20 protein-coding genes are annotated in these 26,395 nt (G+C 39.6%); 19 read left to right on the top strand and 1 reads right to left on the bottom strand.

The features are described 5' to 3' along the window. Nucleotides 1-2: 2 nt before the first annotated feature. The 5 genes from gndA to addA all read left to right on the top strand — a co-directional run bounded on the left by gndA (nucleotide 3) and on the right by addA (nucleotide 12,072). The gene (gndA, locus tag HMPREF0877_RS07650) at nucleotides 3-1,430 is read left to right on the top strand and encodes an NADP-dependent phosphogluconate dehydrogenase (protein ID WP_002828752.1); all 1,428 of its coding nucleotides are present in this window, start codon (nucleotides 3-5) and stop codon (nucleotides 1,428-1,430) included. A 268-nt stretch (nucleotides 1,431-1,698) separates the two neighbouring features. Then, complete coding sequence (locus HMPREF0877_RS07645; RefSeq protein ID WP_002828751.1) at nucleotides 1,699-3,033, top strand: APC family permease; 1,335 nt, start codon at nucleotides 1,699-1,701, stop codon at nucleotides 3,031-3,033. Nucleotides 3,034-3,105: 72 nt separating this feature from the next. After that, on the top strand, nucleotides 3,106-4,509 hold the full coding sequence (gene pepV, locus HMPREF0877_RS07640) for a dipeptidase PepV (RefSeq protein ID WP_002828750.1): 1,404 nt from the start codon (nucleotides 3,106-3,108) through the stop codon (nucleotides 4,507-4,509). Between the two features lie 187 nt (nucleotides 4,510-4,696). Beyond that, on the top strand, nucleotides 4,697-8,263 hold the full coding sequence (locus tag HMPREF0877_RS07635; protein ID WP_002828749.1) for a PD-(D/E)XK nuclease family protein: 3,567 nt from the start codon (nucleotides 4,697-4,699) through the stop codon (nucleotides 8,261-8,263). Continuing rightward, on the top strand, nucleotides 8,263-12,072 hold the full coding sequence (addA, locus tag HMPREF0877_RS07630; protein WP_002828748.1) for a helicase-exonuclease AddAB subunit AddA: 3,810 nt from the start codon (nucleotides 8,263-8,265) through the stop codon (nucleotides 12,070-12,072). Before HMPREF0877_RS07635 ends, addA begins: the two co-directional genes overlap by 1 nt. 118 nt (nucleotides 12,073-12,190) lie before the next feature. Here addA and HMPREF0877_RS07625 read toward each other — a convergent pair whose 3' ends face one another. After that, nucleotides 12,191-13,390, bottom strand: coding sequence for an MFS transporter (locus tag HMPREF0877_RS07625; RefSeq protein ID WP_040760997.1), 1,200 nt, complete (start codon nucleotides 13,388-13,390; stop codon nucleotides 12,191-12,193). A 205-nt stretch (nucleotides 13,391-13,595) separates the two neighbouring features. Here HMPREF0877_RS07625 and glpK point away from each other — a divergent pair, with 205 nt between their 5' ends. From glpK to purC, 14 genes are all read left to right on the top strand, one after another. Beyond that, nucleotides 13,596-15,107 (top strand): glycerol kinase GlpK, encoded by a 1,512-nt coding sequence (gene glpK, locus HMPREF0877_RS07620; RefSeq protein ID WP_002828746.1) that lies wholly within the window; start codon nucleotides 13,596-13,598, stop codon nucleotides 15,105-15,107. A 122-nt stretch (nucleotides 15,108-15,229) separates the two neighbouring features. Beyond that, on the top strand, nucleotides 15,230-16,696 hold the full coding sequence (gene zwf, locus HMPREF0877_RS07615; RefSeq protein ID WP_002828745.1) for a glucose-6-phosphate dehydrogenase: 1,467 nt from the start codon (nucleotides 15,230-15,232) through the stop codon (nucleotides 16,694-16,696). A 169-nt stretch (nucleotides 16,697-16,865) separates the two neighbouring features. Next, nucleotides 16,866-17,336 carry an 8-oxo-dGTP diphosphatase gene (locus HMPREF0877_RS07610; RefSeq protein WP_002828744.1) on the top strand — a complete coding sequence of 157 codons (471 nt, stop codon included), beginning with the start codon at nucleotides 16,866-16,868 and terminating at the stop codon, nucleotides 17,334-17,336. Nucleotides 17,337-17,492: 156 nt separating this feature from the next. Continuing rightward, entirely contained in the window at nucleotides 17,493-18,341 is an 849-nt protein-coding gene (gene purR, locus HMPREF0877_RS07605) for a pur operon repressor (protein ID WP_002828743.1), read from the top strand. Nucleotides 18,342-18,362: 21 nt separating this feature from the next. Next, nucleotides 18,363-19,745 carry a bifunctional UDP-N-acetylglucosamine diphosphorylase/glucosamine-1-phosphate N-acetyltransferase GlmU gene (gene glmU, locus HMPREF0877_RS07600; protein WP_002828742.1) on the top strand — a complete coding sequence of 461 codons (1,383 nt, stop codon included), beginning with the start codon at nucleotides 18,363-18,365 and terminating at the stop codon, nucleotides 19,743-19,745. Between the two features lie 124 nt (nucleotides 19,746-19,869). Beyond that, nucleotides 19,870-20,856, top strand: coding sequence for a ribose-phosphate diphosphokinase (locus tag HMPREF0877_RS07595; protein WP_040760995.1), 987 nt, complete (start codon nucleotides 19,870-19,872; stop codon nucleotides 20,854-20,856). Nucleotides 20,857-20,922: 66 nt separating this feature from the next. Further along, a complete protein-coding gene (locus tag HMPREF0877_RS07590; RefSeq protein WP_002828740.1) occupies nucleotides 20,923-21,867 on the top strand; it encodes a nucleoside hydrolase in 945 nt (314 codons plus the stop codon). 126 nt (nucleotides 21,868-21,993) lie between these two features. After that, a complete protein-coding gene (gene rpsF / locus HMPREF0877_RS07585) occupies nucleotides 21,994-22,293 on the top strand; it encodes a 30S ribosomal protein S6 (RefSeq protein ID WP_002828739.1) in 300 nt (99 codons plus the stop codon). A 70-nt stretch (nucleotides 22,294-22,363) separates the two neighbouring features. Further along, a complete protein-coding gene (gene ssb / locus HMPREF0877_RS07580) occupies nucleotides 22,364-22,915 on the top strand; it encodes a single-stranded DNA-binding protein (RefSeq protein ID WP_002828738.1) in 552 nt (183 codons plus the stop codon). 56 nt (nucleotides 22,916-22,971) lie between these two features. Next, nucleotides 22,972-23,214, top strand: coding sequence for a 30S ribosomal protein S18 (gene rpsR / locus HMPREF0877_RS07575; protein ID WP_002828737.1), 243 nt, complete (start codon nucleotides 22,972-22,974; stop codon nucleotides 23,212-23,214). A 99-nt stretch (nucleotides 23,215-23,313) separates the two neighbouring features. Further along, entirely contained in the window at nucleotides 23,314-23,781 is a 468-nt protein-coding gene (locus tag HMPREF0877_RS07570; protein WP_002828736.1) for a hypothetical protein, read from the top strand. Nucleotides 23,782-24,049: 268 nt separating this feature from the next. After that, nucleotides 24,050-24,541: a 5-(carboxyamino)imidazole ribonucleotide mutase gene (gene purE / locus HMPREF0877_RS07565; RefSeq protein WP_002828734.1), complete on the top strand. Its 492-nt coding sequence runs from the start codon at nucleotides 24,050-24,052 to the stop codon at nucleotides 24,539-24,541. Further along, nucleotides 24,534-25,655, top strand: coding sequence for a 5-(carboxyamino)imidazole ribonucleotide synthase (purK, locus tag HMPREF0877_RS07560; RefSeq protein WP_002828733.1), 1,122 nt, complete (start codon nucleotides 24,534-24,536; stop codon nucleotides 25,653-25,655). Before purE ends, purK begins: the two co-directional genes overlap by 8 nt. Nucleotides 25,656-25,657: 2 nt before the next feature. After that, nucleotides 25,658-26,395, top strand: coding sequence for a phosphoribosylaminoimidazolesuccinocarboxamide synthase (gene purC / locus HMPREF0877_RS07555; RefSeq protein ID WP_002828732.1), 738 nt, complete (start codon nucleotides 25,658-25,660; stop codon nucleotides 26,393-26,395).

Genomic DNA, 26,395 nt, shown 5'->3' with positions numbered 1-26,395 from the left:
ATATGACAACTGCAGAGTTTGGTGTCGTTGGCTTAGCCGTTATGGGCCGTAATTTAGCTTTAAATGTGGCTTCACGAGGTTATAAGGTGGCTTTGTACAATCGAACGTCCGGACGTACAGATGATTTGGTTGAGAAGCATCCCGATTCAGGATTTGTGCCAAGTTATTCAATCGAGGAATTTGTGGCCTCTATCCAAAAGCCACGACGGATTTTATTGATGGTAAAGGCTGGTGCCGGAACCGATGCAGTCATTGAAGAATTGTTACCTTATCTAGATAAGGGTGATATTTTAATCGATGGCGGTAATACTTTCTTTGAGGATACCATTCGTCGTTCTAATAAATTGGAAAAGTCAGGCATCAATTTTATTGGTATGGGTGTTTCCGGTGGTGAGCTAGGCGCTTTGCAGGGACCATCAATGATGCCTGGTGGTCAACGTGAGGCTTATGATTTGGTCGAACCAATTTTGAAAGAAATTGCCGCCAAGGCACCAGAAGATGGCAAGCCAACCGTAACCTACATCGGACCAAATGGTGCCGGTCACTATGTCAAAATGGTCCACAATGGTATTGAGTATGGTGACATGCAATTAATTGCAGAATCATATGACCTCTTAAAGCGTGTATTAAAGTTAGACAAAGATGGGTTGGCTAAGACATTTGCAGACTGGAATGAGGGTGAGTTAGACTCATATCTTATTGAAATTACTGCGGATATTCTGACGCGTGATGATGATCTCGGTTCAGGTAAGCCAATGGTTGATATGATTTTAGATCGTGCAGGAAATAAAGGAACTGGTAAGTGGTCATCACAATCAGCTTTGGAAGTTGGTGCACCACAATCCTTGATTACAGAATCTGTCTACGCCCGTTATATTTCAGCATTAAAGACAGATCGTTTAGCAGCAGCTGATGTCCTAGTTGGTCCAGACTATGACTTTGATGGTGATGTTGCAGCTACCGTTGAGGATATTCGTCAGGCACTTTATTTTGGTAAGGTCATGTCATATGCACAGGGATTTGACCAATTACGCATGGCATCAGATCATTACGATTGGTCACTGCCATTTGGCGAGTTAGCACAATTATGGCGTGCAGGAGCAATCATTCGTGCACAGTTCTTGCAACGTATCACTGATGCTTATGATGAAAAGCCAGACTTACACAACTTGTTATTAGCACCTTACTTTAAGAAAATTGCCGAATCATATCAAGCATCTGCTCGTCGTGTGATTGCTTTGGCGACAGCAGCTGGGGTACCAGTACCGTCATTATCAGCTGCAGTAGCGTACTATGATTCATATCGTTCGCCAGTTTTGCCAGCTAACCTTATTCAGGCACAGCGTGACTACTTTGGGGCACATACTTATGAGCGAGTTGATAAGCCAGCAGGTGAAATGTACCATTATTCATGGTATGACGAAGCATAAATTAATAAACAATAAGAAACCATATTGTTTTGCAGTTTAAAGTATGCTAGTATTTATCTAGCGAAAGTAAAAAGCGTACATTAATTGAGGAGAGCCTATCAAATGTTTGATTTTATTAACAATAATAATAATAATCGTTTGAACTCAACACAATTAGTGATTGGGCGTTTTTACAACGCTTAAACTGTGAGAACATACGAAGCAGTCAACCAATTACTAAATTGGATGACTGCTTTTTTTGTTGAAATTTTGAATTAGGAGAATATTTATGCCGCAGAAAGTTGAATTAAAACGCTCGATGGGAATTTGGTCTGGGTTGTCGTTGGTGATTGGAACAGTCATTGGATCAGGAATCTTCTTTAAACAAGCTGGTGTCCTGCAAACGGCTGGCTCATCAACATTGGGGTTGTTAGCCTGGTTGACTGGTGGTGTGATTACATTGGCTGCCGGACTAACAATTGCTGAAATTGGTGCCCGTTTACCGAAGACAGGTGGCTTATATAGCTATATTGAGTCACTATATGGACCGGTTGCTGGATTTTTAACTGGTTGGATGCAAGTGGTTATTTACGCCCCCGCCGTTATTGCTTCAATCGCGGGTTATGCAGCGTTCTTGACCGCTAACTTTATCGGCTTACCAACAAGTTCGGCAACTTGGATTGCCGTTATTTATGTTGCTTTTATTGCGGGGATTAACCTCTTTGAGAATCGTGTCGCTGCCAGTTTCCAAGTCATTACAACATCAATTAAATTAATTCCGATTGCTATTTTAATTATTTACGGTTTATTCTTTGGCAAGGTTAATGCGCTAGGTCAGACTGTTTCGGACACTGTTTCGCATGGTGGTGGTTTTGGTATGGCGATTCTTGCCACTTTGTTTGCTTATGATGGTTGGATTCTTTTGGCAAATATTGCTGGTGAATTAAAGAATCCACGTCGTGATTTGCCACGATCGATCGTTGGTGGTGTCAGTTTGATTGTGGTTGCTTATGTTGGTGTTTCATTTGGTGTTTATCATGCTTTACCATCTGATCGAATCGTGGCATTACAGAATAATGCGACATTTGCGGTTGTTCGAGCAGCCTTTGGTGATTTTGGTGGTCGTGCATTAAGTATTGCCATTATCATCTCGATGTTAGGTACACTGAATGGTAAGATGATTTCCTTCCCACGAATGGCGTATGCTATGTCACTTGATGGGTTGTTTCCAAAATATTTATCAAAACTGACTCGTAAAACACAAGAACCAACAAACGCAATTTTAACGGTTGCATTAATGACGATTGCTCTAGCAATTGTTTACACGAATGGTGTTGATCGTTTATCAGATATTGCTATTTTTACAATTTGGATTTTTTATACAGCAGCGTTCTTTGGTGTCTTTATTTTACGTCATCAGACACTTGATAAAAATGTTGACCCAGCAACACTATTCAAAACACCGCTATTCCCAATCACGCCATTAGTGGCCATTATTGGTGCATTATTTGTGATTGGTTCAACGGTTATCAACGATTTCTCAGGGGCAGTCATTTCAATTATTTTAGTTCTTATTGGATTACCTGTGTTCTATTATTATCAACATAAGCGACAGCAACAGTAGTACGCTATATTGTCACTTCTCATAAAACGCGGTACACTGGCTCTATTAGATTTTGATTAGAGGTCGAGTGATATGTCGTGGACAATACAAGCAAAGCAGTATGAGACGGATTTAATTAATGATTTAAATCAAATTATCCGAATCCCTTCAGTTTTGGATTCGAAAACACAAACACCACAGACGCCTTTCGGTATTGATATGGTTCGGGCACTATCTAAAATGGAAGAATTTGCTAATCGAGATGGGTTCCGCTATGGGCGGGTCGATAATATGGTGACGTGGATTGAATTTGGACCGGCTGATGCACCAGAAACATTAGGGATACTAACACACATCGATGTTGTGCCAGCTGGTGATGGTTGGTTACGTCAGCCGTTTAATCCGGAAATTTTAGATGGTTTATATTTTGGCCGTGGGGCGGCAGATATGAAGGCGGATTTGATGTCTGCCTATTACGCCTTAAAGATGCTTGCTGATCAAGGGCGAGTGTTGCAACGAAAAGTGCGATTAATTATTGGAACTGATGAAGAAAATGGGTGGCGTGATATCCCATGTTATCTTGCGCAAGAAGGTGAACCAACATTTGGCTTTTCACCAGATGGTGCTTTTCCGGTCGTTAATGGCGAGAAGGCGTTTCAGACGGTGCAACTACGGTTCCCCAGTGTTTCTGAAGGACCATATATTCTCGAGCGTTTTATGTCTGGTAGTCGAGCAAATGTTGTACCGGGAGAAGCGAAAGCCAGAATCAATGTACCACAAGGGATGTTGATTGCCGAAGATTTTGCAAATTTCTTAAAACAATACCCATTCTTAGAGGGCAACGTGCAGCAAGCTGGTGAAACGGTGCGGTTAACACTATTTGGTGTGCAGGCCCATGGTGCATATCCAGCTGATGGTAAAAATGCAGGTACTTATTTAGCCCAATTTTTACAACAATACCCATTTGGTGGGGATGCCCATGCTTTTTTGAATTTTTTAGGGACAACAGTTCATCGGGATATTTATGCAAAAAATTTGGGACTCGCGTACCACGATAAAGAAATGGGTGATTTAACGTTAAATGTTGGGGTAATGCGGTACAGTCATCGTGGTCAGGGAACGATACTGTTAAACTTCCGATATCCCAAAGGTGTTAATATCCAAGCGATTGTCACACAAGTACAACGACATTTGGGGGACCTAACGGCTGATGTCACGGTCGTTCAAGCTGGTATGCCACCTCATTTGGTTGCTGCTGATGATGAGTTAGTAACGACACTTTCTGCTGTCTATGCTGAACAAACGGGACAATATTTGCCACCTCGAACTTCAAATGGAGGATCTTACGCTAGGTTATTAAAGCGAGGCGTCGCATTTGGTGGTCAATTCCCCGATGTTAAAGTTACCAGTCATCAAGCCAATGAATTTACGCCAGTGGCTAATTTAACTTGTGCTATGGCAATATTTGCTGAGTCAATCTGGCGTCTTTGTCGATAATATTAATATATTTTTAGTTAAAAGGTTGGTGCATTTTTTGTGCCAACTTTTTTATATTAAGTTACACACCGATTCCAAAACAACTTTTGTCACACTCCCTCTTAAACGTGTTCCAAAAGTCAACGCAAAAATATTTGGTGATAACTGGTAAAATAGTAGCAAGAACTAGTGATATTGGAGGCAACAAATGGCGTTAGAATTATTATTCGGTCGATCAAGTGCCGATCATGAATTGGCATTATTGCAGCGAGTTCAGCAGGTTTTAGCGACAGATGAACAAGCGCAGGTATTTTATATTGTCCCAAATCATATCAAATTTGAAACAGAAATAAATGTTTTGACAAGATTAGCAACATTATCAGGACGACATGGGGCGGCGATTGCTGTACCTAATGTGTCGGTTTTTTCATTAAGTCGTTTAGCATGGTACTACATGCAAAATGATCCAATTTATCAACAAGCTAATCTATCACAAAACGGATTAACAATGTTGGTGCAAACATTATTGCAACAACATAAGGCAGAATTGAAGTTGTATGGTAATTTATTAACTAAACAGGGGTTTATTGGACAATTTACGACGCAATTATTAGAGTTAAAACAATCGGGTTTATCATGGGATGATGTGACAGATATTGCTGATAAATTAACAAATCAAGAAACCTTACAGATGAAGTTATATGATTTAGCAACTATCGGTCAGTCATTGGAAGATGAATTAGCGCAGCGTGGTCAGTATTTAAGTAGCGATTTATTATTGGCGTTAAAAGTGTATCTGGCGACAGAAAAAACAGACATTTCACACCATTATTTCTTTATCAATGATTATTCACAAATGACATCACCTGAGCGCGGGTTGGTTGAAGCGTTGATTACATACGCAGGCGGGGTCACTATTGCCTTACCAGCAGATGATGGGTCAGCTAGTTTAACGGAATCAGCAATTTCTGAAAATGATTTATTTTATCGGCCTAAGAATCTTGGACGACAATTACGTGATGCCGCGGTGACGCACAAGATACCTGTGATTGCAAATACGATTGAGGCGCAGCGTAAAATGAGTTCAGGCATGTTAGCTGTTGAAGATTTCTGGATTAAATATGCGCAACAAGGAATTATCCGTGATTCATATGATGCGGATGATGCAATTGAAATTTGGCAAACACATACTCGTTATCAGGAAGTAGAACAGATGGCGCGTTTGATTCGTCAAGAAGTCGCTGCCGGTAAACATCGATATCGTGATTATTTACTCATGACACGTGATTTGGGTCAGTATGAAAATATCATGCCAGCAGTTTTTGCACGTTATGAAATTCCAATATTTATGGATTTAGACCGACCGATGTCAGCGCATCCTTTGGTTGCTTTTTTGGATAAATTACTACATTTAGCCCCAGCATATACAATGACGGATGTCATGGGTCTCTTAAAAACTGAATTGTTAATACCAGATGGTGTTTTATTGGCGGATTACCGTGAAGCTCTTGCAGAAACTGAAAATTATGTGTTGGCAAAAAATATTGCGGGGTGGCAATGGACTGATAAAACGCCTTGGCAATATGACCGCCAAGCGCTAACGAGTGATGATGAGGTGACTCGTGAACGGGTTGCTAGTAAAGATGCGCAGTTAGCCATGATTCATGATCAAATTAGTCAGACTGTTGCACCATTTTTACATCATTTGCAACAGGCACCAACTGCGCGTGAAATGGCGCGTGAATTATATAATTTTATAACGCAAATCGGCATTCAAAAACGTCTAATTAACTGGCGAGATAATGCTATTGAACAGGGTGATTTGTGGTCTGCACAACAACCGGAACAAGTTTGGCGTGTTTTTATTAGCATTTTGGATGATTTTGTCCAGGTATTTGATTCAGAAGTCATGACACTTGAAGTGCTTCAAGATGTTTTTACGGCTGCTTTTGATAGTGCCAAGTATGCTGGCATTCCAGCAACGATGGATCAAGTACACATTTCTGAAAGTGGTATTGTGCAACGGACGGGGTACGAAACTGTTATTGTATTCGGAGCGACGAATCACAATTTACCAGCTGTAACTCGTATTAAAGCAATCTTGCATGATGGCGACCGAGCAATACTACAACCAGCTTTGCCAGATAATGTTTTTTTGAAAGAAACTTCAGAACAACAAATGGCTCAAGAGTCTTTGTTGATGTATCGAGCAATGATGGTAGCGGACCAAAGATTAATATGGACGTATGCAACAAGTGATGGGGATGGCTCACAGCAACCATCAACCTATGTGACTCGTATCCAAAAGCAGTTCCAACTACCGCTAGTGCAATTTGATGCTTTACCAGATCCAATGAGTCATCATGTTGATGATTATGTTGGAACACCAACAAGTACGATTGCACAAATTATTATCGCTAATCGGCAAGCAAAACAACGTGGGACGGTTGACGGACAGTTGAGCGCTGCTTGGCGTAATTTGATACAACAAGTACAAAAAATAGCGCCATATCAATTGCAACATTTGTTGGGTAGTTTACATTATCAAAATGAACCAGAAAAGTTACAACCAGTACTAGTAAATACGCTTTTTGGACATGACCTGAAGGCATCAATTTCACGTTTAGAAAGTTATTCACGTAACCCTTATGAATTTTTCTTACAATATGGATTGCGACTACAGGAACGACAAGTATTACAATTAACGCCTGCTGAAAAAGGTACCTTGATGCATGCCATGTTGGAGCAACTTTTCCAAACATTGGTAACAAAACAACAAGTATTAGGAGCATTAACGGACGACCAATTACGTCACCTAGAACAGGATATTTTACAGGGACTTCTGACAAGTGATGATCCAACGTATGATATTTTTAATAGTTCATCACGGATGCGTTTCTTGACACAACAACTTGCTATCCAGGTTCATGAAACGATGATCAGTATGAAACGTGGTCAACTGCTTGATGGTGGGGTTCATACAATTGGTGTGGAAGCCGGGTTTGGGCTACCACAAAGTCAATTGAAACCAGTCGAATATGACATGCCATTTGGTCGTGTTAAAGTCCGGGGAAAAGTTGATCGTTACGATTTAGTTGAAACGAATGCGGGCAACTTTTTAACGATTGTCGATTACAAGTCAAGTAAACGTGTGTTTGATTATAGTAAAGCGTATGCCGGTCTAGAGTTGCAATTAATGACCTATTGGACAGCAATGTTAATGAATAAAGATGTTTTACCAGCTGGTGAAATGGGTGGTGCGCTATTCTGGACGCTTCAGAATCCATGGATCAGCATGAATGATTTGACAGGTGATACATTACAACAGTTGCAATCAGCAGCTGATAAACAAGCAATTGAACAAGGCCGTTATCGGGGTGTTTTGCGTACAAATGACGACTATATTTCCCGCTTAGAAAGTACACCTGATATTGTTGCACCATACGCTATTGATCGGAAAAAAGATAACTCGTTCAAGAAGACAGCGGATGTTGTTTCGGATGATACGTTAGCGACCTTGCTACAATTCAATGAATACAAAATCAAAGATATTGCTGAACGAATTTTAGAGGGAACTTTTCCGCTATACCCATTCCGAGATGGTGCAGCAAGTACAGGATTAATGTATTCACCTTATAAACCAATTATGATGTTTGATGCCATGATGGGTAATCGTTATAACAATCTTGAAAAATTATCGGTGAGTGCAGCATTAGAGGCGATGTCACGATTTATTCAAAAACATCATCAGGAACCAGAGGAGGGTCAAAAATAATGAAATTTACTGATTCTCAATCAGCCGCCATTAAAACAAAGGGACGTAATGTGTTGGTATCAGCTTCTGCAGGTTCTGGGAAAACCCGTGTTTTGGTTGAACGTGTGATGCAACGATTATTGGCTGGTGAAAATGTTAATGAATTTTTGATTGTTACATTTACAGAAGCAGCCGCCAGTGAGATGAAAGAACGTTTAGAAGGTGCCATTCGTTCAGAACTTATTGCGAGCGTTGGTGAACAGCGACAACATCTTTTAAAACAGCTACGGCTATTAAATATTGCTAATATTTCAACCTTGCATGCTTTTGCGCTACGGTTAATTGAACAATATCACTATACAATTGACTTAGATCCACAGTTTCGGTTGATGGATGATGCAGAACGTACTTTGGTTATGTTAGAGGTATACAACACTTTATTAGAAGAACAGTATGCTAATGATAATGAACAACATGCTTTCGCAACGTTCGCAGCGCAATTTACGACGAGTACAACAGATGATAGGGCATTACAAGAAGCAACTTTCTCTCTGTATGATTTTGCGACTGCTCGACCAGATGCAGTTAACTGGCTGGACCATTTATCAGATTTATATCAAGTTGATCAGGAAGATTTTACAAGCAGCCAATTTTATCAAGCACAGTTAAAACCACAAATTTTAAAAGAATTACAGGGCATTGTTGATAGGTCTGCAGTGTTGGTTGCACAAGCCCCAGATACGATGGATGAGGCGCCAGCAGTTAATCGGTTATTAAATTTACAGGCTGACGAAACTGCCTATCAACAGGCATTGACATTGGTACAAAATGAAGCCAATGATTGGAATACGGTGCAACAAACTATCAAACACATTGATTTGATGAGTTGGGGAGTTGATACGCAGGGAAAGCGCAAAAATTTCACAAAGAAGCATGACCCTGAACTAAAAATTGCTTGGGATAGAGTTAAAGATGAACGTGAAGCGCTAAAGAAAAGATTTACAATAGTACTGGAAAAATATTTTGTATTAGACCAAGCAGGTTTGGTGTTAGCGATTCAAGGTGCTGGCAGGGTGATTGACCGTTTGGTGAAGTTAACGAAAGACTTTAGCACAGACTTCTTAACTGAAAAATTACGACGAAAAGTATTAGATTTTAATGATTTAGAGCACTTTGCCTTGCAGATCGTTAGTCAGGAAAAAGTAAAGGCTGAATTGCAAGAACGTTACACTGAAATTATGGTTGACGAATACCAGGATACGAATCAATTACAGGAAGCGATTTTGCATGAGATTACTTCGGGTGACAATTTGTTCCAGGTTGGTGATATTAAGCAATCCATTTATAAATTTCGGCAAGCTGATCCAACATTATTTGCGGGTAAACTTGCCACATATCCATCGGATACAATTAGTGAGGTGATTACACTTCAAGAAAATTTCCGCTCACAACCCAACGTGACGAATTTTATTAACTATATTTTTGCGCAAGCTATGAGTCGTTCATTAGGAGATATTGAATATACTGGTGAAGCCGAATTAGTTGCTGGTGCAGATTATTATCCTGAGGAGTTACCTAAAAAGGCAGAATTGTTGCTTTATTTAGATGATGCAAATCAAGATGAGTCGCCCGCTGATGCAGAAGTAGATGCAGAAGCGGACACGCTAGCCTCTGATGCACCTTATACCAAAGCAACTGGGCAAATTCGATTGACAGCGTTGAAAATTCAAGAATTGATGCAATCAAAATTTGAAATTTTTGATCGCCAAGCGCAAAAGAAACGACCTGTCAATTACGGCGACATAACCATATTGGTACCAACGAAAGGACAAAATTTAGATGTCTTAGATGTCTTTCGTGAAATGAATATTCCTATCATGATTGATGGGACTGAGAATTATTTCCAAACCACTGAAATTTCAGTGATTATGAGTTTCTTACAAGTGATTGATAATCCACATCAAGATATTCCATTGGTAGCTGTGTTACGTTCGCCATTGTATGATATTGGGGAAAACGGCTTGGCGCTTATTCGTGCACAAACACCAGAAGAAGATTTTTATACTGCAGTCAAGAATTTAGCAAACGACGACGAAATCGATACGATTGGCGATATTTCGCCAGCATTAGTGAAAAACACACAAACACAAGTACAACGTTTCTTAGCAGATTTAGCAGTATTTCGTGATTTGGCCGTGCAAAATCAAATTGTCACATTGTTGTGGGCTATCTATAATCGAACGGGTTGGTTGGACTATGTTGGTGGGTTGCCTTCAGGTGCACAACGACAAGCAAATTTGCATGCGCTATATGATCGTGCATCAGCGTATCAAAAGAGTAGTTTTGTTGGTTTATATCAATTTATTAATTACGTGACACAGCTACAAAGTCACGATAAAGATTTGGGTGAAGCAGATGCCAATGTGGCGCAAGACAGTGTGTCCTTAATGACGATTCATCATTCTAAGGGATTGGAATTTCCGATTGTTTTTCTATTAAATGCGACCCGCACAATGATCAGTCAGAGGGAAACACAAGGAAGTATAATTCTCGATGCGCAAGCTGGTGGTGGGATGAATTATGTTGACTTACAACATCATTTGAAATTAATTACACCGCAACATGAGTATATTGCGCAAGTGAAACGGCAAAATGCATATGCTGAACAGTTGCGTGTTTTGTATGTTGCTTTAACCCGTGCGGAGCAACAATTGTTTATTGTTGGTGCTTATGATAACGTCGATAAATTATGGCAAACTTGGCAACAAAGTGCTGGTGTAACAGAGTGGATGCTGCCAGATACAGTTCGTCTAGCCGGTAAATCATTTATGGACTTGTTGGGGATGACCTTAATCCGCCATCCCCAAGCACCAGAACAATTCGCGCCATTACGTGGTTATGATGTAAATGACGTTATGCAATTTGATGAGATACGGACAAAGACACCTAAAAATGCGTTTGCATTTGATTTAGAGGTTATTAACACGCAGGATTTAGTCAATCGTGTAGCAAATTATCAGCCACTTAGCGATGATATAGTTGATACAAAAGATGTTACAGAAACATCGGCAGAGGAAAACACCGATTGGCAATCTGTGCTCCAATTTGCGTATCCGTATGAAACGGCCACCCGAGCAACGGCCTATCAATCTGTATCAGAAATTAAACGATTATTTGAAGATCCTGATTTGGCTGAAGGTCGTCAATTGTTAGACCGACGTTTGGTGACGGATGATTTAGCTGGTTTACGTATGACTGATGAAGAATTACCTGAACCCGATTTCATGCAAGAATCCGCAACACGATTATCTTCGGCTGCAATTGGAACGGCGACCCATTTAGTTATGCAGCGCCTTGATCTCACAAAGGGTGTCCCCACTGAAGTAGTCATTAGAACGCTCATTCAACAGCTAGTGAATGAAAAATTGATTGATGATAAAATTGCACCATTAATTTCGGTTGCTAAAATTGGTAGATTCTTTAATGACTCGCCACTTGGCAAACAAATGATTCAACATGCGGATTCATTACGACGAGAAGTACCATTTTCATTGCTATTGGATGCTAAGCGGTTATATCGTGCCTTTGATGGCGATGATAAAGTGTTAGTGCATGGAATTATTGACGGTTATTTCCAAGTAGATGATGAAATTTGGTTGTTTGATTATAAAACAGACCATGTATCTCAACAAGCAGCAACGAACATTTTAACAAAACGCTATGCTGGACAATTAAACATCTATGCGCAAGCATTGGTAGCAATGGGGTTACCAATGCCAAAACGATTCATTTACGCAATTAATGCCGAAAAGTTAATTCGGTTATCGTAGATGAGCGGTTGTATAAGTCATAAATAGTTATTTTAGATTAAAAAGACCATCAGCTTACCAATCAAATTGGTAGACTGATGGTTTTTAAATGTGAAAACGAGACAAAAGTCGTTTTAAATTACTTTTTTAAATGAAATGTATTTAATATTAAAGTTAAGCAGACAAAAAATATCATGATACCAAATACTGATGCAAAGAGAATTTTATAAGAACCACTATCAATTAGCAAACCGCCATAAAGTGGGCCGATAGCTCGACCTAAAGAAACAATCATTGTTAATAATCCTTGGGCATGTCCTTTGGCATTTGGATCACTAAGTTTGTCAATCCATGCCGGAATTTGAGGACTAGCAAAAATTTCACCAATGGTTAAAATTATAAAACTAGCAATAAACATTGGATATGTTTTTGCTTGAATTAAGACTAAAAAGGATATGGCAAACAAGGTAGAGCCACCTAAGACAGTCAATCGTAATGGCAGGTATACAATGATACGATTTAATAGACCTTGGCCGAAAATGATGATAATACCGTTTAATGTCCATAAGAACGAATAATCTTTGGTTGTCATCCCCAAATCGGTCATGTGAGTTGCAATCACTGTTTCCCATAAAATATATGACATATAAAAAGCAAAGGCTAGACCTAAAATGGCATAGATAACAATTGGCGTTTTGAATGTGCTTTTGGCAGCACGTGCAGCAGCACGCGCACTTTGCTTGGTTAACCCTTTTATATTGAAATATTTAACAACTAAGGCAAAAAATACTAGATACATGGTGGATGCGCCACCAAATACATATTTAACACCGTAATCAAAAAGAAAGCCAACAATTGCAGTACCAGCAACGACACCGATATTCATGAATAAATACTGAAAATTAAAAATTTTTCGCGTATCGACAGATTGAATGGTTGCGGCGTAGGCATTCAATAGTGTATAAATCAGCCCATCTGCAAAGCCAAGGATTAGCATAAAAATCGCGAAGACTGGCCAACTATGCCAAAATGTGAGCATGAGCAAAGTTGCTAATGCGACACCAACAGAGAGGGTCATGGCCTTATAAGGACTCCAATGGTCAAAAAGGCGGCCACCTAACCAATTACCAATCATCATCGTAACTGAGAGGCCCATGACGACCATGCCAGATATGGTCATGCTTTGATGCAGTATGTTATGCATATACAGCGTGGTGATGGGCCAAATTAGTGAGGCGCCAGTAGATTGAAAAAATGTTGTTATGTATAAAACGATTGCTTTAATTTCGATGTGCTGCGGTTTGAGCACATCGCCGTCTGTTGACGACTGAGTTATCATAAATCCTCCATAGATTGTGTAAATTAGTACAAATAAAAATTTTGACACCATATACTTTCAGGGGTACCTTTTGTATATGGTATTATGCGTGGAAATCGCATGCTTATCTGTTTTATCCTTAGAAAAGTTTAGCATAAATTGTGGGAATTGGTATACTTAAGGGAGATGAGTTTCAAATCTATACAGAATTATTGGGGAATAAAAAATGGCGATTAAGAAACCAGAATATATTTTAGCAATTGATCAAGGAACGACTGGTACACGAGCAATTGTGTTTAATCATAATGCACGACGGGTGACATCGGTTGCGGTTCCAATGACGCCAGTTGTACCCAGCACTGGTTGGTTAGAGCAGCGTCCGTTAGATATTTGGCATGCCACGCAAACAGCTGTTGCTGATGCATTGATCAACGCTGGTATTCGAGGGGACGAAATTAAGGCGTTGGGGATTGCAAACCAGCGTGAAACGACGATTATTTGGCATCGTAAAACAGGACAACCAATTTATAATGCAATTAGTTGGTCATCAACGCAATCACAGGATATTGCACAGAAAATTGCCGATGATGCAAAAAAGACGGAATTGATTCGCCAAAAAACAGGATTACCAGTGAGTGCTTATTTTTCGGCAACCAAAATTCGTTGGATTTTAGATAAAGTACCTGGGGCACAAGCCGCTGCAGAAAATGGTGATTTGGTATTTGGAACAGTTGATACGTGGTTAACGTGGCAGCTAACAGATGGTGCTGTTCATGCAACTGATGCGACGAATGCTGCCCGCACAATGCTATATAATATTCACACGCAAGCCTGGGATGACGAATTATTAGCTATGTTCAACATTCCCTTAAGTATGTTACCTGAAGTTCACAATAGTAGTGAAGTCATCGGACAAACTAGTCCAATGGCGTTCTTTGGTGGTCAAGTGCCGATTGCTAGTGTGATTGGTGATCAAAACGCTTCGATGGTGGGACAACTAGCTCTTGAGAAAGGGATGGTAAAAAATACGTATGGTGCTGGGGCGTTCATGATTATGAATACGGGCGAAAAGCCAGTGATGTCAAATAATCGTTTGGTAACGACCATTGCTTATCAGGTTGATGATAAACCCGTGTACGCACTAGAAGGATCTATTTTCTCTGCTGGAACAGCCATCCAATGGTTACATGACCGTCTAGGGTTAATTGAAACACAGTTAGATGCCTGGACATTAGCGGAAGAGTCTACAAATCAAAATGAAATTTATGTTATTCCTGCCTTTAATGGGTTAGGTGCTCCTTATTGGGACCCTAATGCACGGGGGACTGTTTTTGGCATGACAAGAGGCACAAACAAGGCCGATTTTGTGAAGGCAACTTTGCAATCAATTGCCTATCAAACAGCTGACATCCTATCAACAATGAAGAAAGATTCTGGCTATGAATTGGCCACAATGAAAGCAGATGGTTCTGTTTCACGTAATCCATACCTGATGCAGTTCCAAGCAGATATTGCGCATGTTGAAATTGAACGATCATTAGATGAGGATGCAACGCCACTTGGTGCTGCCTTCTTGGCAGGGTTAGCAGTTGGTTATTGGCAAGACTTATCTGATTTGCAACGTTATGTCCAAGCAGGCCGCCAGTTTAAGCCAAGCTTGGCTGAGGAACAACGACAACATTTGCGCCAAGGCTGGCGTAATGCGATCAAAGCGACACAATTTTTTGGTGAAATTTAAAATTGTAAGCGATTTACATTTTTATAGAAAAAATATGAAAAAAAGTTTATAATTACTTGTGAATGAAATGATGAACTTAAAGAAATTGTTTTTAAGAACTAACTAGTAAAGGAGCATTCATCGTGCCTAAAGAAATTACAACATTGTTGACGTTTTTTGGTGGGACTGGAGATTTAGCAAAACGTAAGCTATATCCATCTACCTATAACCTTTTTAAGAAAGGTTTCTTACAAGAACATTTTGCGATTATTGGAACTGCTCGTCAGGAGTTAACAACAGATGAATTCCGTGAACTAGTTCGCACATCTATTGCTGACTTTATTGAAGATCAAGCTAATGCTGAAGAATTTATTTCACACTTTTACTACATTCAGTTAGACATTACAGATCAAGCGGGCTATGCAAATATGCTTTCATTAAATAATGAATTGGATGCCAAGTATAGTTTGAAGGGCAACCGTATTTTCTATATGTCAGTTGCACCACGCTTCTTTGGCACAGTAGCAAAGTATTTGAAGTCAGAGAATTTGCTAACTGAGAACGGTGAATTTAACCGTTTGATGATTGAAAAACCATTTGGTTCATCATATGATACAGCCGAAGCGCTTCAAAATGAACTATCAGAAGCATTTGATGAAAACCAAATTTATCGTATTGATCACTATCTTGGTAAGGAGATGGTGCAAAATATTGCAGCTGTTCGTTTTGGAAACCCACTATTTGATGCTGCTTGGAACAAAGATTATATCGAAAACATTCAAGTTACTTTGTCAGAAGTTTTGGGTGTTGAGGAACGTGCTGGATATTATGATACAGCAGGTGCATTACGTGATATGATTCAAAATCACACGATGCAAGTTATTGGTTGGTTAGCCATGGAAAAGCCAGCATCATTTACGGATAAAGAAATTCGAGCTGCTAAGAATGCAGCTTTTAATTCTTTGAAGATTTACAATACACCAGAAGAAGTAGCTGCTAACTTTGTACGTGGTCAATACGGTGAATCAGCAGATGGTTCACAAAAGAAATATTTGGATGAATTAGATGTACCAGCAGATTCACAAAATAATACTTATGTAGCTGGTAAGTTGCAATTTGATATGCCACGTTGGGAAGGCGTACCATTCTATATTCGTTCAGGTAAGCGCCTAGCTGCAAAGTCAACCCGTGTTGATGTGGTCTTTAAGAAAGGCTTGAACATCTTTGGCGAAGGGGTCTCACTAGACAACCCAGTTCTATCAATTTTGATTGATCCTAAGGGTGGTATTGAGTTTAAAATTAACGCCAAAGACATTACATCATCATTCGCAACACGTACCATTGATTTGGATTGGCAAGTTTCTGATGAAGACAAGGCCGTCACACCTGAACCATATGAGCGTATGATTCATGATGCGATGAACGGTGATGGTTCAAACTTCGCTGATTGGAATGGTGTTGGAACTGCTTGGCGCTTCGTTGATGCTATTCAAGCTGCTTGGGATGCAAAGAAAGAATCATTCCCTAACTATGTTTCAGGCTCAATGGGACCAGTTGCAGCTGATGAATTGCTAGCTAAAGATGGTAACGAGTGGATTTTTAAGGGTTAAACTTGTTTTGTAAAACTAAATAAGCTGTTGATCCTCCGAGATTGAGACAAAAGACGGTTTCAGTCTTTTGGAACACGTTTAAGGTCATCAATCTACTGACTTCAAATCGGTGGATTGATGGCTTTTTCAGTTTGTGATCACGGTATTTTAAAGAAAATAAGGAGCGATTATGTCCAGATATACACCAATTGAATTGACTAATATGATTATGATTGAAAATCCTGAAACGAATGAAATCTTGGTTGAGAATCGACGGAATCCAACATGGCCAGGAGTGACCTTCCCTGGTGGACATGTAGAAGTTGGGGAAACGGTGACGCAATCAGTCTATCGCGAAGCATATGAAGAAACTGGTCTAATCATTGAAGAACTGAAGATGGTTGGTATTAAAGAGTGGCCATTAGAAAATGGGGCTCGCTATATTGTCTTTTTATATAAAACAAATCAGTATCATGGTCAAATTCAAACTGGGCGTGAAGGTGAAATATTTTGGACAACACGCGAACAATTATTGAATGGTCAATTTGAGTTGCCTAACACATTTGCAGAAATGTTACCCGTTTTTGATAATCCTGAAATAAATGAGTTAGCATTACATGCAACGGTTGATCAGGTGGACCAAGATATTATCTGGCAATAAAGTTACAAAACACGAACGTCCGAAAAAATTTATTTTTTTTAAAGGAAACGCCCTTTGATTTCGGATTTAATCAGTGTTTTAAAACTGAAAATGAACGAATATGTTATAATACTAGTGTTAAATTAAAAATTGCCGAACGTTCGAGGTTATAAAAATATGAAAACACGTCGAAGCGATCGTTTAGTAGATATGACACGTTATCTATTAGAACGACCACGTACTCTAGTCTCATTAACACATTTTGCTGAAGAATATGAAAGTGCCAAGTCATCGATTTCGGAAGACTTGACTATTTTAAAGCGGACTTTCCGTGAACGTGGTATTGGTCTTTTGGAGACCATTCCTGGTGCTGCTGGTGGTGCCCGGTTTACACCATACATGACAAAAGCTGATGCTAAGGAGTTTGTGGATTCTTTAGTTAATGCTATCGATGATGAAACCCGGGTCTTACCTGGTGGTTACGTCTATCTTTCAGATATTTTAGGTCAACCATGGTTCTTGCAACGCATTGGTCGTTTGATTGCAACGCAATATTTGCGTGAGCCAATTGATGCCGTGATGACAGCGGCAACAAAGGGAGTGCCGGTTGCACAAGCGGTTGCTGAGCAATTAAATGTGCCATTTGTGATTGTACGTAATGATACAAAAGTTACCGAAGGACCTACGATGTCCGTTAATTATGTAACCGGTCAATCACAACGTTTAGAAAAGCTTGAATTGTCTCGACGTTCTTTGCCAATGGGCTCACGAGTTTTGATCGTTGATGATTTTATGAAAGCCGGTGGAACGATTCGTGGGATGGCCTCTTTGGTTAAGGAATTCGAGGGTCAAGTTGTTGGCGCTGCCGTTGTTGCTGAAGGCCGGGTTGAGCATCGGGTGATTGATGAATATACATCATTAATTCATGTTGATACCAATAAGGATGACGGCATTATTAACGTCACATCTGGAAATTATGCAGATGAAATTTATGCCAAATTTGAAGAAGAATTAGAAAGTAAATAGTATTAGATTAAGGTGGAAGTCATGCAAAGATTTGTCATTGTTTTAGCAGCAGGAAAAGGGACACGAATGAAGTCTGATTTACCAAAGGTGCTGCATAAAGTTGGTGGTAAGCCAATGGTGCAGTTGGTGGTGGATACGGTAAAACAAGCAGGTGTTGCTAAAACTGTTACCATCATCGGTAATGGTGCTGAACAGGTGAAAGACGCTTTAGGTGATTCTTCTGAATTTGCAGTACAAACTCAGCAATTGGGGACAGGTCATGCGATTCAAATGGCTGCACCTTTATTAGCGGCTGAACAGGGCATGACGCTGATTGCTTCAGGTGATGCCCCAATGTTTACAGCAACTACTTATCAAGATTTATTTAATTATCATGAGCAATCTAACAACGCTGTCACGGTGTTGACGGCAAAAGCACCAGATCCAACTGGTTATGGTCGCATTATTCGTGACGAACAAGGTAATGTATTACGAATTGTTGAGCAAAAAGACGCTAATGATGATGAGAAAAAGGTCGACGAAGTTAATACTGGTGTCTATGTTTTTGATAATCAACTACTATTTGAAAGCTTGCAACATGTCACAAATGACAATGCCCAAGGGGAATATTACCTCCCAGACACATTAGAAATTTTGCGTGAGTCTGGTCAAACTGTTGGTGCCTTTCAAATTAGTGATTTTGGTGAGTCAATGGGGGTAAATGATCGCGTTGCATTAGCCAAAGCAAATCAAATTATGCGCCAACGAATTAACGAAGCCCATATGCGAGCTGGTGTTACTCTGATTGATCCAGCCAATACTTATATTGATGTGGATGTGCAAATTGGCGCAGATACCTTGATTGAACCAAATGTTTATCTAAAAGGGCAAACCAAAATCGGCCGTCGTGTTGTGGTGACATCAGGGTCGACGATTGTTGATTCTATTGTTGCTGATGATGCTCAAATCGATGCTAGTCATCTGGAAGAAGCCGAAGTACGTGAGGCAGCAACGGTTGGACCATTCGCCCATCTACGTCCAGCAGCATTCTTGGATCGAGAAGCACATGCGGGTAACTTTGTTGAGGTTAAAAAGGCAACATTAGGGGCTCGTTCAAAAATGGGGCACTTGTCTTACCTAGGGGATGCGACGATTGGCACTGATGTTAATATTGGTGCTGGTACGGTATTTGTTAACTATGATGGCATGAATAAGTGGCATTCAAATGTTGGTGATCGGGCCTTTATTGGATCTGGATCTAAAATTATTAGTCCAGTAGAAATTGCGGATGAGTCTTTTGTAGCAGCCGGCTCAATCATTACCGATGATGTACCTGAACATGCAATGGGAATTGCTCGTGCACGTCAAACAGTTAAACCTGATTTTTGGCAGCGGACACCTTTGTTTAAAAAATTTAATAAATAGTCATCGAATTGGTTTGTCTGTTACACCGCTTGGTCAATAATAGATTGAAGAATACATTGAAAAACTGTACAATGGGATTATTAAAGACTTGAATACGCACGTGAATGTGTCTATGGAGGAAAGCATGGCAACTTATTCGGATCCACATTTGAAAATATTTTCATTGAGTAGCAATCGCCCATTAGCGGAAAAGATTGCTGCCGCTATTGGTGTGGAACTATCGAAAATAAATATCGCTCGGTTTAGTGACGGCGAGATTCAAATTAATATTGAAGAATCCGTTCGTGGGGATAACGTATATGTTATCCAACCAACATCAGCACCGGTTAATGACAGTCTGATGGAACTGCTAATTATGATTGATGCATTGCGTCGAGCAAGTGCACGTTCAATTAACATTGTAATGCCTTACTATGGCTATGCACGCCAAGATCGTAAGGCACGTTCTCGCGAACCAATTTCAGCAAAATTGGTCGCTAACATGCTTGAAATGGTCGGTGCAACGCGAGTATTAGCACTTGATTTGCATGCATCACAGATCCAAGGATTCTTTGATATTCCAGTTGATCACATGATGGGGGCACCACTATTGGCCGACTACTTGATCACAACAGGTATTGCAGATGATAATACAGTTGTTGTATCTCCTGACCATGGTGGTGTTACTCGTGCACGTGCTCTGGCAGAATTATTGGGATCACATGAGCCAATTGCCATTATTGACAAGCGCCGTCCAAAGGCTAATGTTGCACAAATTATGAACATTATTGGTGATGTTAAAGGAAAGCGGGCCATCATGATCGATGATATGATCGATACTGGTGGTACAATCACGCAAGGAGCACAAAAGTTGAAAGACGAAGGGGCTTCCGAAGTGTATGTTGTTGCAACACATGCGGTCTTTTCAGGTAAAGCTGTTGAAAATCTACAAAATTCTGTATTTGAGAAAGTTATTGTGACAGACTCAATTAATTTGCCAGAAGAAAAGAAGTTCCCAAAGTTGGTACAAGTTTCAACTGCAGAATTGATTGCTGAAGCAATTAAGCGGATCAATGAGAACAAAGCGGTTTCACCATTGTTCAAAACCCGTTTTCACCGTACAGCTGATTAAGCAAGAAAAATAAGTCGTTGTTCTAGCAAAGCTTAGAGCAGCGTTTTTTTATAAGAGGATAAAAAAATGGCCAAAAAAAAGATGATTTTAGACTTGGATACTGGTGTTGATGATGCATTAGCATTAGCGTATGCACTGGCAACTCCCGATGCTGATTTGATTGGTGTGGTGTCTTCATTTGGAAATACTCAAGTTGAGACTGCTGCGCAAAACACATTGAAATTATTAGAGCTCTTAGACGAGCAGCATGTACCCGTTTTTGTTGGGGCAGCTCATTCATCAACAACTGATAGCTTTGAAACCATGCAGGTATCAATGGATATCCATGGTAAAAATGCTATTGGGGATGTTATCTTACCTGATCCTAAGGCAACGCCAGAAACAACGACAGCAGTTGATTTTTTAATTGCATCTGCCCACCAGTACGCTGAAGATTTAATTGTGGTACCGACTGGTCCACTAACTAACTTGGCAGCAGCCTTTCAAAAGGATGCCCAAATAGCTGATTTGATTGGAAACATCACTTTAATGGGTGGTGCATTAACGGTTCCAGGCAATGTAACACCATACACTGAAGCAAATATTAATCAAGATCCTGCAGCGGCTGACTATGTTTTCAAACATGCAAAACATCTCGTAATGGTTGGTTTGGATGTGACGTTACAAACGTTACTAACGAAGAAAGAAACGCAACAATGGCGTGACTTAGGTACGCGCCAAGGGCGTGTGTTTGCTGATATTTTCGATTATTATATCGATGCCTATGATAATTTAGATATTAATCATGCTGGTGCTGCATTACATGATCCATTGGCTGTTGGTGTGGCAGTCGATCCAAATTTGGTGACATTATTACCATTGAATATGATGGTTGATGTCAATGATGGTCGCACGATTGGTGATCCGAGTCGTTTGCGTGATCCACATAAAAATAACTATGTCGCCGTTGAAGTGGATGAACCATTTTATTTAGAGCGATTTATGAACTATACATTGCAGATATTATCATAACAATCAATAGTTAAGGCTTGCCAAATGCCTTATTATCGTGTAATATAAGTGTTTGTGAGTTATCAGTAATTGATAGCTCTCCTTGCCGGCAGGTAGTCGGCCATAGACCAAAAGGAGGAATATATAATGGCATACGAATTAACATACATTATTCGCCCTGACATGAATGCTGACGCTAAGAAAGCATTGGTTGAGCGTTTTGACAAAGTGTTGTCAGATAATGGTGCTACGGTGGTTGAGTCAAAGGACTGGTCATCACGTCGTTTTACTTATGAAATTGCAGGTTACCGTGAGGGTCTTTACCACATCGTTAACTTTACTGCAGAAGATGACGCAGCTATTAACGAATTTGATCGTTTGGCTAAGATTTCAGAAGACATCTTGCGTCACATGGTTGTAAAGCGCGAATTAGCATCAGCTGAGTAATTTTTATAAGTTACTTTAATTTAATAAATTTAGTGGCTAGGTCTGAGGACCTTGAAAGGAGGCTTTCCATATGATAAATCGTGTTGTTCTGGTTGGTCGTTTGACACGTGATGTTGAATTACGTTATACGACTTCTGGTGCTGCTGTTGGTTCATTTACAATTGCCGTTAATCGACAATTTACAAATGCTAACGGTGAGCGTGATACTGATTTTATTAATGCTGTCATTTGGCGTAAGTCAGCAGAAAATTTTGCTAATTTTACATCAAAAGGTTCGTTAGTTGGTATTGAAGGCCGTATTCAAACTCGTAATTATGAAAATCAACAAGGGCAACGTGTTTATGTCACGGAAGTCGTCGTTGATAACTTCTCATTGTTAGAAAGTCGTGCTGAAAGTGAAGCACGCCGTTCTCAGAGTGGTTCAAATAATACGAATAATTTTGGTGGTGGACAGCAACGTAGCCAAGGAAACTTTAATTCCTCATCATCACAAAACCCATTTGGTGCACCAGCATCTAGTGGTAATGTGTTTAATGGTGGTTCAGCTAATTCACAATCATCAAATGATCCTTTCGGTGGTGGTCAAGAGATTGATATCTCTGATGATGACCTACCATTCTAAATTATTAACAAAACAACATTGTCTAACGACATTATTCTATCAGGAGGAATTTAATCATGGCACAACAACGTCGTGGTGGCGGACCTCGTCGCCGTCGTAAGGTTGACTTTATCGCAGCCAACCACATTGAATATGTGGATTACAAAGATACTGAATTATTGGAACGTTTCATCTCAGAACGTGGTAAGATTTTGCCTCGTCGTGTGACTGGAACTTCAGCAAAGAACCAACGTAAAGTTACGACTGCTATTAAGCGTGCTCGTATCATGGGTCTTTTGCCATTCGTTGCAGAAGACTAATAACGTACAAAACAGACTGTCACATGATGTGGCGGTCTGTTTTTATTAGTCGCTTTGATCAATGATATCCGTTACAATACAAGTACAAGGGAGGGATATATGAAAAAAGTAATCATGTATATCATTGTATTTGTATTAGGTATTGTTTTAGGGGGATTAGGGGTTCATTTTGTTTCAGATTATCAGACAGATAGAGCTGAAGATAAATATGAGTCAAGTTATCGTGATTCAAGAGCCAGTTCACTAAAACAGAGTCAAAGTTCTGTCAGCAGCCAGAGCAATGATACAGAAAGTAGTCAGGCTGTATCTTTGCCAGCGCAAGCAGAAGTCACAAAGCGTGTTAGTAATGACCTTGATAAGTTTATTGCAGAACAAAAGGACGGCTTGATTAAGACGGCATCTGTTGAAGATGCTGTAGATGCATTTGAAGATTCATACTTGGATACTTATGAGGATGAACTGCAAACAAAGTATCCAGGTGATGCCAATGAAGATCAGATTGAGCATTTAGTAGATACAGCAGTGGCGACATTAAATATACACCAAAAAATTTCAGATAATAAATGATGAATTTAAATAAAAAAATTTATCATCAAGGCATCGGTAAAATGCTGGTATTAAACCAGCATTTTGCCGATTTTTTTGTAGCTAATTCCCAATCTAATGCTAAAAGTGACTAATAACAAAAAACACGAACTTTATTAAAAAATCAAACTGTTTATAGCTTTTTTTTCAAAATAAACACGAATTATAGTCATTGACTTAAATGATAAAGTTAAGTATTATGAAAGTGAAAAATAGGCGTATTAACGATGGATTGAAAAAGTGAGGAATAATGGTGACAAATGAAGTTGCAGTCTTGATGGGATCGATTTCAGATTGGTCAACGATGAAATTAACATGTGAACAACTTGAAAACCTAGGTATATCATACGAAAAACATGTTATATCAGCTCATCGTATGCCTAATGAATTACAGGAATTTGGTCAAAATGCTCGCATGCAAGGATACAAAGTAATTATCGCAGGTGCTGGCGGTGCAGCACATTTGCCAGGGATGATTGCAGCGAATACAACCTTACCGGTGATTGGGGTTCCGATTAAAACACGAACATTGAATGGTGTCGATTCATTACTTTCAATTGTTCAAATGCCAGCAGGAGCACCAGTAGCAACAGTTAGTATCGGTGAAGCGGGGGCTAAAAATGCGGCTATTCTAGCGGCGCAGATTTTGGCGGTCACACAATTAGATATGCAAGAAAAATTAGTTGCATTCAAACAGATGCAACGTCAAGAATCTATCGAAAGCGAGGCGCGTTTTGATTAAAACGATTTTACCGCCAGCTACAATTGGTATTGTCGGTGGTGGACAATTAGGTCAAATGATGACGTTAAGTGCTAAAAGTATGGGTTATAAAGTTGGTATCTTAGATCCTACACCAGATGCACCGGCTGCCCAGGTTGCTGATTTTCAAATACAAGCAGCTTATGATGATGAAGCCGCGTTATTGGAATTAGCACATCGTAGTGCTGTTTTAACTTATGAATTTGAAAATGTTGCCGAAGAAACTTTAAAAAAAGCTGCGGCATATGCGGCCTTACCTCAAGGAGTTAATTTACTGCATATTACCGGGCAACGTTTGCGAGAAAAAACTTTTTTAAGAGATGCCCAGGTGCCAGTAACAGAATTTGCAGCGGTTACTGATGAAGCATCGTTACAAACAGCTATTGCGAAAATTGGTTATCCAGCGCTTTTAAAAACAGTTAGTGGTGGTTATGATGGCCATGGTCAGCTTGATATTAATAGTTCTGCAGACTTGATTATTGCTAAGCAATTGTATGATCAAGCGCCATGTATCCTAGAAGCCCGTCAGAATTTTCAAGCAGAAGCCTCGATTATGGTGACGCGAGATTTACATCAAAAAACTTATACTTTTCCGTTAGTAACGAATCAACACAAAAATCACATTTTACATACAACGATTGCAGCCAATCAATTTTCTGAAGTATTACGCCAGAAAGCAAAAAATTATGCTGAAAAAATTGCTGAAAAGCTGGATCTCTATGGTGTTTTAGGTATTGAATTTTTTGTTATTAATGATCATGAATTGGTTGTTAATGAATTGGCTCCGCGACCACATAATTCAGGTCACTATACGATTGAAGCATGTAACATCTCACAATTTGAGGCACATATTCGAAGTATTTGTGGTTTGCCAATACCTGTAATTAGTCAAGAACATCCAGCGGTGATGCGTAATTTATTAGGAACTGACTTAACGTTGGCGCGGGAATTACTAAACGATCATCCGGAGTGGCATTTCCATGATTATGGTAAGGCTGAAATTAGACCACAAAGAAAACTTGGCCATATTACCGTCGTAGGTGATGATATTGACGAACTGCTCGAAATGACCGCTATGTTAAAGGGAGAAAATTAACAATGACTGAACTGGCAGATATAGAGAAACAAGACTTGTTATATCAAGGAAAAGCAAAAGAAATGTACACGACGAATGATCCGGAAATTTTGTGGGTACATTACATGGACCAAGTAACTGCTTTAAATGGCAAGCGTAAAGTACAGATGAAAGATAAGGGTAAAACAAATTGTGCCATTTCATCACAATTATTTACTGATTTACGCCAGCAAGGTATAGAAAATCACTTCATAAAGCAATTAGGTCCTACTGATCAATTAGTACAGCGTGTTCAGATTATCCCTTTGGAAACCGTTGTTCGTAATTATGCATCTGGTAGTTTTGTAAAACGTTATCAGGTCGATTATTTGCAAAAATTTGAACAACCAGTCATTGAATTTTTCTATAAAAGCGATGCATTAGATGATCCTTTTTTGAATGATGATGATGCTTTAGCATTGGGTATTGCAACAAACGATCAAATTGCAGAGATTCGTAAACTCGCACGACAAGTTAACCAACACTTGATTCAAATTTTTGCCAAAATGAATGTACAATTGGTGGATTTTAAACTTGAATTTGGGCTAACAAAAGCCGGGGATGTTATTTTAGCAGATGAGTTGTCACCTGATAATTGTCGTTTAGTTGATATGAAAACAAAAGAGTCACTAGATAAGGACATATTCCGTAAAGGATTAGGCGAAATGGTGCCAGTCTATGAAGAAATTTTGCAACGCTTACAGCACGCGGAGGAAATCTAA

It is taken from the genome of Weissella paramesenteroides ATCC 33313 (assembly GCF_000160575.1).
GTDB classification, from domain to species: Bacteria; Bacillota; Bacilli; order Lactobacillales; family Lactobacillaceae; genus Weissella; species Weissella paramesenteroides.
The sequence above is the reverse complement of the archived record's forward strand: the minus strand, read 5'-3'. Positions and strand labels throughout refer to the sequence as shown.

What these genes read in the sequence shown, in the direction of transcription:
- glmU (WP_002828742.1), top strand. Translation starts at nt 18,363, where the DNA reads ATGCAAAGATTTGTCATTGTTTTAGCAGCAGGAAAAGGGACACGAATG.
- HMPREF0877_RS07635 (WP_002828749.1), top strand. Translation starts at nt 4,697, where the DNA reads ATGGCGTTAGAATTATTATTCGGTCGATCAAGTGCCGATCATGAATTG.
- ssb (WP_002828738.1), top strand. Translation starts at nt 22,364, where the DNA reads ATGATAAATCGTGTTGTTCTGGTTGGTCGTTTGACACGTGATGTTGAA.
- pepV (WP_002828750.1), top strand. Translation starts at nt 3,106, where the DNA reads ATGTCGTGGACAATACAAGCAAAGCAGTATGAGACGGATTTAATTAAT.
- HMPREF0877_RS07625 (WP_040760997.1), bottom strand. Translation starts at nt 13,390, where the DNA reads ATGATAACTCAGTCGTCAACAGACGGCGATGTGCTCAAACCGCAGCAC.
- HMPREF0877_RS07570 (WP_002828736.1), top strand. Translation starts at nt 23,314, where the DNA reads ATGAAAAAAGTAATCATGTATATCATTGTATTTGTATTAGGTATTGTT.
- purC (WP_002828732.1), top strand. Translation starts at nt 25,658, where the DNA reads ATGACTGAACTGGCAGATATAGAGAAACAAGACTTGTTATATCAAGGA.
- glpK (WP_002828746.1), top strand. Translation starts at nt 13,596, where the DNA reads ATGGCGATTAAGAAACCAGAATATATTTTAGCAATTGATCAAGGAACG.
- rpsR (WP_002828737.1), top strand. Translation starts at nt 22,972, where the DNA reads ATGGCACAACAACGTCGTGGTGGCGGACCTCGTCGCCGTCGTAAGGTT.
- HMPREF0877_RS07610 (WP_002828744.1), top strand. Translation starts at nt 16,866, where the DNA reads ATGTCCAGATATACACCAATTGAATTGACTAATATGATTATGATTGAA.
- HMPREF0877_RS07645 (WP_002828751.1), top strand. Translation starts at nt 1,699, where the DNA reads ATGCCGCAGAAAGTTGAATTAAAACGCTCGATGGGAATTTGGTCTGGG.
- purR (WP_002828743.1), top strand. Translation starts at nt 17,493, where the DNA reads ATGAAAACACGTCGAAGCGATCGTTTAGTAGATATGACACGTTATCTA.
- rpsF (WP_002828739.1), top strand. Translation starts at nt 21,994, where the DNA reads ATGGCATACGAATTAACATACATTATTCGCCCTGACATGAATGCTGAC.
- purE (WP_002828734.1), top strand. Translation starts at nt 24,050, where the DNA reads ATGGTGACAAATGAAGTTGCAGTCTTGATGGGATCGATTTCAGATTGG.
- HMPREF0877_RS07590 (WP_002828740.1), top strand. Translation starts at nt 20,923, where the DNA reads ATGGCCAAAAAAAAGATGATTTTAGACTTGGATACTGGTGTTGATGAT.
- gndA (WP_002828752.1), top strand. Translation starts at nt 3, where the DNA reads ATGACAACTGCAGAGTTTGGTGTCGTTGGCTTAGCCGTTATGGGCCGT.
- addA (WP_002828748.1), top strand. Translation starts at nt 8,263, where the DNA reads ATGAAATTTACTGATTCTCAATCAGCCGCCATTAAAACAAAGGGACGT.
- HMPREF0877_RS07595 (WP_040760995.1), top strand. Translation starts at nt 19,870, where the DNA reads ATGGCAACTTATTCGGATCCACATTTGAAAATATTTTCATTGAGTAGC.